The 12,166-nt window shown below is 39.4% G+C and carries 13 protein-coding genes; 11 read left to right on the top strand and 2 right to left on the bottom strand.

Annotated elements, in window-relative coordinates:
• Positions 1–3: 3 nt before the first annotated feature.
• From nikC to larC, 10 genes are all read left to right on the top strand, one after another.
• Entirely contained in the window at positions 4–837 is an 834-nt protein-coding gene (gene nikC, locus BMSHG_RS07175; RefSeq protein ID WP_019153758.1) for a nickel ABC transporter permease subunit NikC, read from the top strand.
• 12 nt (positions 838–849) lie between these two features.
• Positions 850–1,659 carry an ABC transporter ATP-binding protein gene (locus BMSHG_RS07170; RefSeq protein ID WP_019153757.1) on the top strand — a complete coding sequence of 270 codons (810 nt, stop codon included), beginning with the start codon at positions 850–852 and terminating at the stop codon, positions 1,657–1,659.
• Positions 1,656–2,438, top strand: a complete 783-nt coding sequence (locus BMSHG_RS07165) for an ABC transporter ATP-binding protein (RefSeq protein WP_019153756.1) — start codon at positions 1,656–1,658, stop codon at positions 2,436–2,438. The genes BMSHG_RS07170 and BMSHG_RS07165 overlap by 4 nt, the downstream gene beginning before the upstream one ends.
• 21 nt (positions 2,439–2,459) lie before the next feature.
• Positions 2,460–2,999, top strand: coding sequence for a GNAT family N-acetyltransferase (locus BMSHG_RS07160; RefSeq protein WP_019153755.1), 540 nt, complete (start codon positions 2,460–2,462; stop codon positions 2,997–2,999).
• Entirely contained in the window at positions 2,990–3,979 is a 990-nt protein-coding gene (locus BMSHG_RS07155; RefSeq protein ID WP_019153754.1) for a thiamine pyrophosphate-dependent dehydrogenase E1 component subunit alpha, read from the top strand. The genes BMSHG_RS07160 and BMSHG_RS07155 overlap by 10 nt, the downstream gene beginning before the upstream one ends.
• A complete protein-coding gene (locus BMSHG_RS07150) occupies positions 3,979–4,953 on the top strand; it encodes an alpha-ketoacid dehydrogenase subunit beta (protein ID WP_019153753.1) in 975 nt (324 codons plus the stop codon). Before BMSHG_RS07155 ends, BMSHG_RS07150 begins: the two co-directional genes overlap by 1 nt.
• A gap of 246 nt (positions 4,954–5,199) precedes the next feature.
• The gene (locus BMSHG_RS07145; protein WP_019153752.1) at positions 5,200–6,468 is read left to right on the top strand and encodes a nickel-dependent lactate racemase family protein; all 1,269 of its coding nucleotides are present in this window, start codon (positions 5,200–5,202) and stop codon (positions 6,466–6,468) included.
• Between the two features lie 71 nt (positions 6,469–6,539).
• On the top strand, positions 6,540–7,352 hold the full coding sequence (larE, locus tag BMSHG_RS07140) for an ATP-dependent sacrificial sulfur transferase LarE (protein WP_019153751.1): 813 nt from the start codon (positions 6,540–6,542) through the stop codon (positions 7,350–7,352).
• A gap of 12 nt (positions 7,353–7,364) precedes the next feature.
• A complete protein-coding gene (larB, locus tag BMSHG_RS07135; protein ID WP_019153750.1) occupies positions 7,365–8,150 on the top strand; it encodes a nickel pincer cofactor biosynthesis protein LarB in 786 nt (261 codons plus the stop codon).
• A complete protein-coding gene (gene larC / locus BMSHG_RS07130; protein ID WP_019153749.1) occupies positions 8,131–8,856 on the top strand; it encodes a nickel pincer cofactor biosynthesis protein LarC in 726 nt (241 codons plus the stop codon). Before larB ends, larC begins: the two co-directional genes overlap by 20 nt.
• Before the next feature lie 20 nt (positions 8,857–8,876).
• Here larC and larC2 read toward each other — a convergent pair whose 3' ends face one another.
• Complete coding sequence (larC2, locus tag BMSHG_RS25880; protein ID WP_019153748.1) at positions 8,877–9,377, bottom strand: nickel pincer cofactor biosynthesis protein LarC2; 501 nt, start codon at positions 9,375–9,377, stop codon at positions 8,877–8,879.
• Positions 9,367–10,287 (bottom strand): LysR family transcriptional regulator, encoded by a 921-nt coding sequence (locus tag BMSHG_RS07120; protein WP_019153747.1) that lies wholly within the window; start codon positions 10,285–10,287, stop codon positions 9,367–9,369. The genes larC2 and BMSHG_RS07120 overlap by 11 nt, the downstream gene beginning before the upstream one ends.
• 331 nt (positions 10,288–10,618) lie before the next feature.
• Between BMSHG_RS07120 and BMSHG_RS07115 the strand changes: the two genes are divergently transcribed.
• Complete coding sequence (locus tag BMSHG_RS07115) at positions 10,619–12,067, top strand: anion permease (RefSeq protein WP_235776349.1); 1,449 nt, start codon at positions 10,619–10,621, stop codon at positions 12,065–12,067.
• Positions 12,068–12,166: the final 99 nt, after the last annotated feature.

Here is a 12,166-nt window from a genome sequence, read left to right as displayed (position 1 = left end):
AGGATGAACCAAACAAAAGGGAGACATCTTTTAAAAAATAGAGTGCTAGTTTTTAGTGGTACGATCATTGTTTTGATGATCCTTATCGCTGTTTTTGCACCGTATTTAGCACCTCATGACCCTAATTTAACGAGAATCGATTTGAGACTACAAGGTCCATCGAAAGAATTTCTTCTCGGCACAGATCACCAAGGAAGATGTATTCTGTCAAGATTGATTTATGGCACCCGTATTTCTCTAGGAAGTGCACTCCTTGTTGTGACCGCGACAATGTTCATTGGCCTTGTTGTCGGTGTTTTTGCAGGTTACAAAGGTGGCCGAATGGATTCTTTGTTTATGAGAGTTTGTGATATTCTTCTAGCCTTTCCTGGATTGGTGTTAATTTTGGCATTTGTAGGGATTATCGGACCTGGATTATTTAACTTACTATTGGCGATGATGCTGATTCAATGGGTTTCATATGCACGAATGATAAGGGGAATGGTCCTCACTCATAAGGAACAAAATTTCATCATGGCAGCGAAAATGGCAGGTACATCCGAATTCAAAATCATCACCCGCCATCTAGTACCGGGAATGATGTCAGAAATCATGGTCCTTGCGACCCTAGATATAGGTTCGATCATGTTATATATTGCAGGTTTTTCATTTCTAGGGCTTGGAATTCAGCCGCCAACCGCTGAATGGGGAGCGATGCTAAACGATAGCAGACCATTTCTAAGGAGTCATCCGTCCTTAATGTTTTATCCAGGGATGATGATCTTTTTCACTGTCATGGCTTTTAACTTATTTGGCGATGCTTTGCGGGATAAGATGGATTCGAAATTAGAATCGTAGGAGGGGAGATACATGTTAAGAGAGCCGCTATTATCTGTTCACGATTTAACGATTTTTGTTGAAGGACAGGCATGTAAACCCGTTCACGAAATTGTGAAGAAGGTCAGTTTCAACGTATTCCCTGGTAAGGTTTTAGGGGTATTGGGAAGTAGTGGATCGGGGAAAACGCTAACTTGCCATGCGATCATGAACCTTTTAAAGAAACCATTAAATGTGACAGGGAGAATTCAATATATAGGCACCGAAGTATTATATCTACCTGATCATGAAATACGAAAAATACGCGGTTCTGAGGTGGCGTTGGTGATGCAAAACCCCCATTCGTCATTGAATCCAGTCTTCACAATTGGAAGTCATATGGTTGAAACATTAAGAGCACACCAAAATATTTCACGTAAAGAGGCGAAAAAAATATCTCTACACTATCTTGAAAAAGTCGACTTTGAGCATGCTGGAGATATATTTAAACAATACCCCTTTCAATTGAGCGGTGGAATGTTGCAACGTGTTCTAATTGCTATCGCACTCATGTTAAAGCCATCGCTTATGATTACAGATGAACCAACTTCAGCTCTCGATAAAGTTACCCAAACCCATATTCTCAATTTGCTTGAAAAATTCAAACATGAATATGGGATGAGTATTTTACTTGTTTCACATGATTTCGATGTGATCTCAAGATTAGCTGATGAAGTAATCGTTATGCATGAAGGAATGGTCGTTGAAAAAGGACCATTATTAAAAGTTCTTAATCAACCGCAACACGCCTTTACAAGGTCATTGATTGAGGCAAGTAGTCGATTGAAAAGAGGGATAAAATGAGCTTGTTAATGGTGAGCAATGTGTCAAAATCATATCGATTAGAACATTCATGGTTTAAGAAGTCTAAACAAATTAAGGCTCTTCAAAATGTATCATTAACGCTAGAACATGGAACTTCTATCGGAATTGTTGGACGAAGTGGATCCGGTAAGAGTACATTAGCAAAAATAATCATGGGGATCGAGAAAGCGGATCAAGGTCATATTCTTTTCAAAGGGATTCCGTTTACGAATTTGGATAAAAAATCTTTCATCAAAATGAGAAGACATGTTCAAATGGTATTTCAGGATCCATGGAGTTCATTAAATCCAAGAATGACCATCGGAAGAAGTATAGCGGAACCGTTAGAAAATTATTTTCAGTTATCCGCAATTGAAAAACGGGAGGAAGTAAACAGGTTATTAGAAGCAGTAGGACTAATGGCAACTGATGCAGACAAATATCCAAGTCAATTTAGTGGTGGGCAATTACAAAGAATCAATATTGCTAGAGCAATTTCGTTGAAACCTGACCTGCTTGTCCTCGATGAAGTAGTTAGTAGTTTGGACACCGTTAGTCAAGTGCAAGTGTTAGAGCTTTTACTGAAACTACAAAAACAATATAATCTCTCTTATTTGTTTATTTCGCATGATTTGCAGGCTGTTACATATATCTCTGATCATTTTATCGTGATGGATGAAGGGAGAATCGTGGAGGAAGTATTCGGTCTTCAACATACAGAAAATTTGGAACGCTCTTTATCTAAGAATCTAGTATCGTCCGTACCGTTAGCCCATTAATTGTAAAGGATGGTGTTTAGGATGGAATCTAAAGCAAAGATTGCCATAAGAGAAGTGAAAAAAGATGACATTCCTCAAGTGATTGATTTTGTGCAACGGGTCTTCGAGGAAGTTTTTCCATTTCCTCTTCGTGAATCCTCAAAAAATCAACTGTTAAAAATGGAAGAAATCTATGTGAATCAAGCTAATGCCTTTTTTGCAGCAGCATTTGCTGAAAATGAGCAAATACTCGGAACGATTGCTGTCCATCCTTACGATGATCGAATTCTTGTTATGAAAAATCGATTTGAGTTAGAAACAACATATGAAATAACGAAATGCTATATTGAAAGGCACCATCGTCGCTTCGGAATTGGCACCATGCTTTGGGAGCATGCTTACCAATTTTGTCAACGAAATGGAAACGGTCAAACTCTCTATTTACATACTCATAAGTTCCTCCCAGGTGGTTATCCTTTTTGGCTTTCCAAAGGCTTTTCTGTCTTGATCGATGAGAAAGATGCTCTAGAAACGATCCATATGGAAAAAAAGGTTGAAAGGGGCTGTGGAACATGTATGTGAAAAAAGCAGAGAAATTAAAAATGCTTCATGATATGCTCTTGATTCGCTTTTTTGAAGAAGAGGCAAAAGTTCTTCTTGAGGCTGGGGAAATATCAGGAGAGCTACACCCATATATTGGCCAAGAAGCGGTTGCAGTAGGCATCTGTTGTGCCCTGGAAAAAGGGGATTTGATCACGAGCACTCATCGTGGGCATGGACACATCCTTGCAAAGGGAGCTGATGTGAATAAGGTGATGGCAGAGTTAGGCGCAAGAAGTACCGGGTATTGTAAGGGAAAAGGTGGATCGATGCATGTAACAGATTGGGAAGCAGGTGTTTTAGGGGTAAATGGTAGAGGCGGTCAAGGTGTTCCTATTGCTCTGGGGGCTGCATTTGCTAACCACTATAAACGAAATGAATGTGTAGCAGTTGCTTTTTTTGGGGAAGGTGCATCAAATGAAGGGGTGATCCATGAAGCGCTGAATATGGCATCGATATGGAAGCTTCCCATTATTTTTGTCTGTGAAAATAACCAATATTCAGGGCGAACAAAGGTAACTGAGAGTACGAGTATTGAAGATATCGCTGACCGTGCCAATGCGTATAGCATGGAAGGAATTGTGGTAGATGGGATGGATGTTCTGACCGTGTATGAAGCAGCGAAGAAAGCGGTGAGATATACAAGAAGTAGGAAAGGACCAGTTCTAATGGAATGTAAAACATATCGATATGGCGGTCATTTCTCTCAGGAAGACGAATGTTCTTCTACACCTTATCGAAGTAAGGCAGAGATCGATTTCTATCGAAAATTAGATCCTATTGAACAATTAAAATATGTCCTAGTGGAAGAGCGTATTCCTCGAGAAGTGTTCGTGATGATCGAGAACAGAGCAAAACAAATGGTACATGAGAGCATTGCTTTTATGAGGGAATCACCTTATCCAACTTTCGAACAAGCTTATGAAGATGCCTATGATTTGCCTGTGAAAGGGTGGTTATAATGGCGAGAATAAGTTATAAGGATGCCATCATGGCAGCTATTCGCGAAGAAATGGAAAGGGATTCGACAATCTGTTTAATTGGCATCGATGATCCTTCTTCATTGGCAAGTACAACTGAAGGGTTAAAAAAGCAGTTCGGAAAAGATCGTATTATTCATACCCCCCTATCGGAGCAAGGTTTTACAGGAATGGCGATAGGAGCGGCAATGGCAGGGTTACGACCTATTGTTGAGTATAATGGAAGTACTTTGCAATTTGTAGCGATGGAGCAACTCGTCAATCAAGCTGGAAAAGGTAGATACAGATCAGGGGGGCAAGTAAATATCCCGCTCGTTGTTCGGATAATAGGAATAAAAGATAGCATGAGCGTGGAACAATATGATAACGCTTACTCCTGTTTGCTCCAAATGGGATTGAAGGTGGTCGTTCCAGCAACTCCTGCTGCTGCAAAAGGCCTGGTAAAGCAAGCAATTCGTGATCAAGATCCAGTTGTTATCTATGAACCTGCACTTTGTTCTGACTTAATCGATCATGTTTCAGATGAGGAATATATGATTCCCTTAGGAGTCGCTGAAATCAAGTATGTTGGTACGGATTTGACGGTAGTGGCTGTTGGTCATCTCGTAAATACTGCTTGTGAGGTTGCTATCGAGCTAGAATCAAAAGGAATTTCAATTGAGGTGATCGATCCAAGGACATTGTTTCCTTTAGATGTAAAAGCTCTGTTAAAATCTGTTCAAAAGACGGGTAAACTTGTCATTGTTGATGATGGTTCAGTTTTTTGTGGCTTTGCGTCAGAAGTTGCTGCGATAATCTCTGAAGCAGGATTTCAATACTTGAAGGCTCCGATAAAGAGGATCACTCGAGCTCAAATACCAGTTCCATATTCGCAAAAGCTAGTAAAAGAAGTAATTCCTCAAAGAGATGAAATCATTAAAGCCATTACGAGTTTGATTCTTATACAAGAAATATAGCCATCCAATTAGCTAGCCCAACCACAAAACGAATGGTAAGGGATAGCTTTTTTTGTGATCCCCAAAAAGCTATCCCTCAGAAATGCTCCTTATGAAATATATTCATGTATATATTAAAAGAAACTATTTCTATTCTTCTTGAAGATAGAGGAAAATAGAAGTATGAATGTGAATATTTTCACATAAAGGAGGGAAATCGGTAATTCTGCAATAACATGCTATTATTCTTTAATTGGAGGCAGTATTATGGCTGAAATAAAAGTTCCTTATGGTAAAGATTATATGAAAGCAACCATTCCTTTTGAGTATGAACATGTTTCGATTTCAGAAGAGGTATTAAATCATACGAGTGAGGAAGAAGTATTAAGGGCAATTGAGAATCCAATCGGCACATCATTAGAGAAGTTTCAAGGTGCAAAAAAAGTAGTCATAGTCACAAGCGATGCAACCCGTCCTGTTCCTAATCATGTCATTATTCCAATTCTAGCAAAAAAATTAGAAGAGTATGGTATTTCAAAAGAGCAAATTACGATTTTAATCGGTACTGGATTACATCGTGTTTCTCCTCCTGAGGAATTCGTTGAAATCTTAGGAGAAGAAGTCGCAAGGGATTTTAAAGTCATTTCGCATGATTTTCGTGATGAGGCCAATCTTGTAAATATCGGAGTCACAACTCGAGGGACGCCGGTTGTATTAAATCGTCATTATGTGGAAGCGGACGCAAAAATCGCTCTCGGTGTTCTCGATCCCCATCAATTTGCTGGGTTTGCCGGGGGAGCAAAAGCAGTCGCCATTGGAGTTGGAGGAAGTCCTCTCGTCTCCCATAATCATTCCATGTTACCCCATCCTAAGGCAGCGCTAGCAAATTTGGAAGGCAATCCTGTACGAGAAGATATTGACGAAATTGGCGGCATCGCTCGCGTTGATTTTATTGTGAATGTCGTTCTAAATAGTCGTAAAGAAGTGGTTAAAGCTGTAGCCGGCCATTATTTTGAAGCCCATCGAGCAGGAGTCAAAGAGGCACAAAAAATACTTCAAGCAGAGGTAAAGGAACCGGCAGATCTCGTTATTGCCGCATCAGGTGGGTTTCCGAAAGACTTGAATTTATATCAGGCACAAAAAGGACTTCTGCATGCAGCAGTTGCCGTCAAGCAAGGAGGAACGATTATTCTTGTAGCCGAATGCAGGGAAGGAATCGGTTCTGAGAAATTTAAGGAAACGATGGCCTTAGGAGATACGGTTGATAAAGTGTTAGAAGAATTTGCAAAGATGGAATTCTTTGTTGGAGGACATAAAGCATTTTTGTGGGGGCGCTCTCTTCAAAAAGCACGGGTTATTATTGTTTCAGAAGGAATTGATGAAGAGGATGCTCGTCTAATGAAGGTTGAAAAAGCGTCAAGCATCGAGCAGGCGGTTGAAATGTGTAAAGACTCCTTGCCAGAGAATCCGATTGTTGCCTGTATTCCGAAAGCGCCATCTACTGTACCTATCGTCAAACAATTAGTACTACATTAATAGGATATTCGGGAGGAATGCATGACAATGTGCCTCCCGAATCTTTTTAAGACATAATAGGGGTGACTAACGTGGAGACTCTTCAAATTAAGCAAAAGAATGAGAGGCTAGAAGAAATATTGCGAGAAATGGGAAAGGTGCTTATTGCATTCTCAGGTGGGGTGGACAGTACATTTTTATTGGCAAAGGCGAATGAGGTCCTCGGTAAAGAGCATGTTCTTGCCGTAACCGCACGATCAGAAACGTTTCCAGAACGAGAGTTGAATGAAGCACTTCAATTGATCGATGATTTGGGTGTCTCACATACAACGATTACCATTAAGGAACTGGAGAACAAGAATTTTGCTTCTAACACTCATTTACGCTGTTACCATTGTAAAACAGGTTTATTTACAAGAGTGAATGAATTGGCTCAGGAGCTTGAGTATCCCTATATATTAGATGGAACGAATGCTAGTGATGTCAATGATTTTCGGCCTGGAATGAAAGCACTTTCGGAAATTGGCGTGAAAAGTCCGCTGAAAGAGGCTGGACTTACCAAGGACGACATTCGAATTCTCTCAAAGGAAATGAATTTACAAACTTGGGATAAGCCGTCTTTTGCGTGTCTATCTTCAAGGATTCCATATGGCACTGAAATTACGCAAGAAAAAATTACACAGCTCGATATTTGTGAAAACTTTTTATATTCATTAGGAATAAAGCAACTTCGTGTTCGTCATCATGAAAAAATTGCCCGGATTGAAGTAGATGAACAAGATTTTTTGATTGTTGTTGAGCATCGTCACGAGATTCAAAAACAGTTCAAGGAACAAGGATTTTTGTACGTAACCTTAGATTTAACAGGCTATCAAACTGGCAGTATGAATATAGAAGTTTCCTAAGGAGTGGCTCATATGGATAACAGCAAGCTTGAAAGGATTCTACAAAGCGTAAAAAATGGAGAAACATCGATTGACGATGCTAAGTCAATGCTCACTCAATTTGAAGACTTAGGATTTGCCAAAATTGATTATAATCGTCCTTTAAGAACTGGTTTTCCTGAGGTTATTTATGGAGAAGGAAAAACTTCGGAGCAAATTATTTCGATCTTCCAGACCCTTATCAAAAAAAATGGGCGGGTCCTGGCGACGAGAATTAGCAAGGAAAAAGCGAAGGAGATTCTATTTTATATTCCTGATGCGGCTTATTATGAGGATGCGAGGGCGGTCATTTGGATAGGAGTCAATGAACCGGTAACACTGTTTGATGGTTATGTAGCGGTCCTATGTGGAGGGACTTCTGATATTCCAGTTGCAGAGGAAGCAGCTGTAACTGCAGAAGCGATGGGATGTGTTGTGCAACGAATCTATGATGTTGGTGTTGCGGGTATTCATCGACTTTTTCATCATCTCGATACGATTAGAGGAGCTTCAGCGATTATCGCAGTGGCTGGAATGGAAGGGGCATTACCAAGTGTTGTATCTGGATTAGTAGCAAAACCGCTATTTGCTGTTCCAACGAGTATTGGCTATGGAGCTAATTTTAATGGAATTTCAGCTTTACTATCGATGCTTAATGCATGTGCTCCTGGAATTAGCGTTGTGAACATTGATAATGGATTTGGTGCTGGATATAATGCAGCACTTGTTTTATCGATGGCTGTAAAGAAGGAGGAAGTCTATGAAAATACTACACTTTGATTGTTTTTCAGGGATTAGTGGTGATATGACGATTGGAGCCTTATTAGATGCCGGAGGTGATTGGGATTATTTACTTCAGGAGTTACAAAAGCTTCCGATCACTGCAGAGTATGAATTAGAACATCAGAAGACTGTGAAGAGCGGTTTAAGTGGGACGAAGTTTTATGTGCACTTTGAAGAAGCGAAGAGCCATCGTCATTATTCTGATATCGAGAAGATGATTCAAGAATCAGAGTTAACATCACTAACAAAAGAAATGTCTTTAAATATCTTTCGGAAAATAGCTGAAGCAGAAGCGAAAATTCACCATGTCACCTTGGAGAAGGTTCATTTTCATGAGGTAGGGGCGATTGATTCAATTATTGATATTGTAGGTACAGCCATTTTATTAGAAAATCTTGGAGTAGAACAAGTGACCTCTTCTCCTGTTCCACTTGGGTCAGGAAAAATGGTAATGGGGCATGGTTTGTATCCGGTGCCAGCACCAGCAACATTAGAAATACTTAAGGACATTCCAATAGAAAAATCAGATATAGTAGGTGAGTTAACAACACCTACTGGAGCAGCGATTATTAAGGCTTTAGCAACCTCATACGGATCAATTCCATCGATGATCGTCGAGAAGGTGGGATACGGTGCAGGCGAAAAGAGCTTCCCAGATCGTCCTAATATGCTGCGAATGATCATTGGAAGTGAGAAAAAATAAATGAAATGATGTGAATTAAATTATTTTTCTTCTCTAGGGACCATGTGGTTTTGCTGAAATCGATCGATCGCTTGTTGATAAATGGTCCCTAATGGAAGATGAAATTGCAGGGCAATTCTTCTACAATCTTCATACTCCGGTGATAACTGGACAATCTCCCCTAAGTGTCTACCAATCTTAATGTTTACAGCTCCCCATGGTGTGTGTACCTGTTCAAATTTCCTTTCTATCCGATGACAAGTTACGGGATAATGGCGTATCCCAAAGCTTGTTGTTTCTGTAAAAATGATCTGTGTTAACTTTGGCAGCTTTGACTGATGTGCAAGAACGGAAAGTTTGTAGGCCGGTCGATTTTTTTTCATGATAATCGGCGTGAAGTATACATCATTTGCTCCACTTGAAAGAAGCTTTTCCATCGTATAGCCCATCCATTCCCCTTGGCAATCATCTATATTTGCTTCAATCATGAGCATCTCATCGTCATCATGTTCAGCGGTGGTGTTTCTAGGTTCATATTTCATCATCATTCACCTCAAAGTTGTTCGTCTCTTTTTCTTTTTTAAATTGATGGGAGATATAGTCAATAACCTGTTGGCATTCTGGTGAAAGAATGTGATCTTTTTTCCAACATAGGAGAACATCTAGAAAAACAGGGTCTTCTAATGAGAGGGGAACAATATTTTGGTTCTCTTTAATAGCCATATTTGAAAGAATCGTAATTCCCAATCCTGTTTCAACGAGAGATTTCACCGTCACTACTTCATTTGATGTGAATGTGATATCAGGAATGTACCCATGTTTTTTACATTCCGAAAGTACGAGATAATTATGCAAATACGATTCCGAAAGAAGAATGAACCGTTCCCATTGTAAATCCTCTAGTGCAATCTTTTTTAAATGAGCAAAAGGATGATCTTTTGAGACACATACTTTCAACTCATCGCGATGCAATGTAATATATTTTAAATCTGGAGGTTCAGTACCGCATTTATGATAAATAAAACCTAGATCTACTTGTCCTTTTTTAATTAGTGAGCGCATATCATTCGTGCCATTTTCTTGTATTTCAAATTGTAAAGAGTGAAATTGAGTTACTAATTTCTCATAAATGGGTGGAAAAACAGCGGCACCAATAATGGGGGGAAGCCCTAAACGAATTTTTTTGTTCTGGAAATTTTGCACGGCTACGACGGATTCATCGATATAATCTAATATCCCCTCTACTTTTAATAAGAAAATTTGACCTTCCGGAGTAAGCGTGATTTGCTTACTGCTTTTATTTCGATCAAACAGCTGTACTCCAATTTCTTCTTCTAATCGATGAACGGCTTTCGTAATCGTTGGCTGCGATATATGAAGTACTTGACCTGCTTTCGTAAAACTTCCAGTGTCACAAACGGATTTAAAGTACTTTAAGTCTCTTAATTCCACATTTCCATCTCCTTTCGCAGAATTGTCCACTTTTTATCTATTAATGAGGTTATTCCTTAAATTCATATGATGTGCAATAAATGTCGAGCTATTATGCATAAAGAAGCTAAGTAGTCATTCTCCTAAGTATATTTTAGATGAATAAAAATGCTGTAACGAGAATGAAAATAGCAGTTATGTGACCGATTTATAAACAAAGTGTGAATATATGATTCTAGCCTATAAATCAATAATAAATAGCTATTTAACAAACAAAAAAAAGTATGTGAAAATATGAGCGTAATCAAAAATACCTAAAGAGGTGAAAAACATGGCAGTCCCAGCAAGTAAAATGAAGACTGTTATACCAACGCAACAAAAGAAAGAAAATAAGGGGGGATTAAATCTAAAGAATCTCATTATTACCATTGCGGTAGGTTTGGTTCTGTGGTTTATTCCCGTACCAGAAGGGCTCGATCCAAAGGCTTGGCATCTACTTGCCATCTTTGCAGCCACAATCGTCGGTTTCATTATTAAACCACTTCCAATGGGACCACTTTCAATTGCGGCGATTACGGTAACGATCATTACCGGAGTCTTGGATGATAAAACAGCTCTATCTGGTTTTTCTAACACAACCATTTGGTTAATCGTTGTAGCGTTCTTTATTTCAAGAGGTTTCATTAAAACAGGTTTAGGTTCAAGGGTTGCGTACATGTTCGTAAAGGCATTCGGTAAAAAGACTCTCGGACTCTCCTATGCATTGTTATTCAGTGACTTGGTGCTTTCGCCAGCAACACCGAGTAACACGGCGCGTGGAGGCGGAATCATTTATCCAATTGGAAGAAGTTTATCTGAAACATTTGGTTCTAAGCCAGGTGACGGAACAGAAGGAAAAATCGGTACCTTCTTAACATTAACAACATTTCATGGAAACAATATTACTTCAGCAATGTTTATGACTGCAATGGCAGCTAACCCACTGGCTGTTACTCTTGCAAAAGATTTAGGTGTTAACATCACGTGGGGCGGTTGGGCGATAGCAGCTTTAGTACCAGGTATTTTAAGTTTAATTCTTATTCCCTTAGTTATTTATTGGATGAGCCCACCAGAAATAAAGAGCACACCAGATGCATCTTCATGGGCATCGAACAAGCTTAGAGAAATGGGTTCAATGGCAAAGGGAGAAAAGTTAATGCTACTCGCGTTTGGAGTTGTATTACTTCTTTGGATCTTTGGTGAAAGTCTATTAGGTTGGGGCGCAACAGTAGTCGGACTTATTGGCTTAACTCTTCTATTATTTACTCAAGTATTGAATTGGGAAGATGTTAAAAATGAAAGAGGCGCATGGGATACGTTAGTATGGTTCGCAGCGCTAGTTATGATGGCAACCCAGTTAAATGAATTAGGTTTAATTCCATGGTTTAGTGAAAAAATGGGTGGAGCCGTTAGTGGTACAACGTGGATAGTAGCATTCTTAATTCTCGGTCTTGTCTATTATTATAGCCATTACATTTTTGCCAGTAACACTGCACACGTAAGTGCGATGTACACAGCCTTTTTAGGTGTCATGATTGCAGCTGGTGCACCACCAATGCTTTCAGCTTTATTACTTGCTTTCTTTAGTAACTTATTCTCAGGTCTTACACACTATGGTAATGGTCCAGCTGCTGTACTATATGGTGCTGGATATGTAAACCAGAATAAATGGTGGAGCGTAGGTTTTGTCATATCATTAGTGCACATTGTTATCTGGCTCGGTATCGGTGCAGCATGGTGGAAACTTCTCGGTCTTTGGTAAGGCTCATTAGGCAGACAGAATAGGCAAAAACTTGTAATACATTGTGAAAAAAGTTCAATCTTTTCGATAGAATTCCAATAATTAAATGGAGGCGTTCTA

Source organism: Robertmurraya massiliosenegalensis JC6 (genome assembly GCF_000311725.1).
GTDB classification, from domain to species: domain Bacteria; phylum Bacillota; class Bacilli; order Bacillales; family Cytobacillaceae; genus Robertmurraya; species Robertmurraya massiliosenegalensis.
This window is presented reverse-complemented; position numbering and strand designations above follow the sequence as displayed.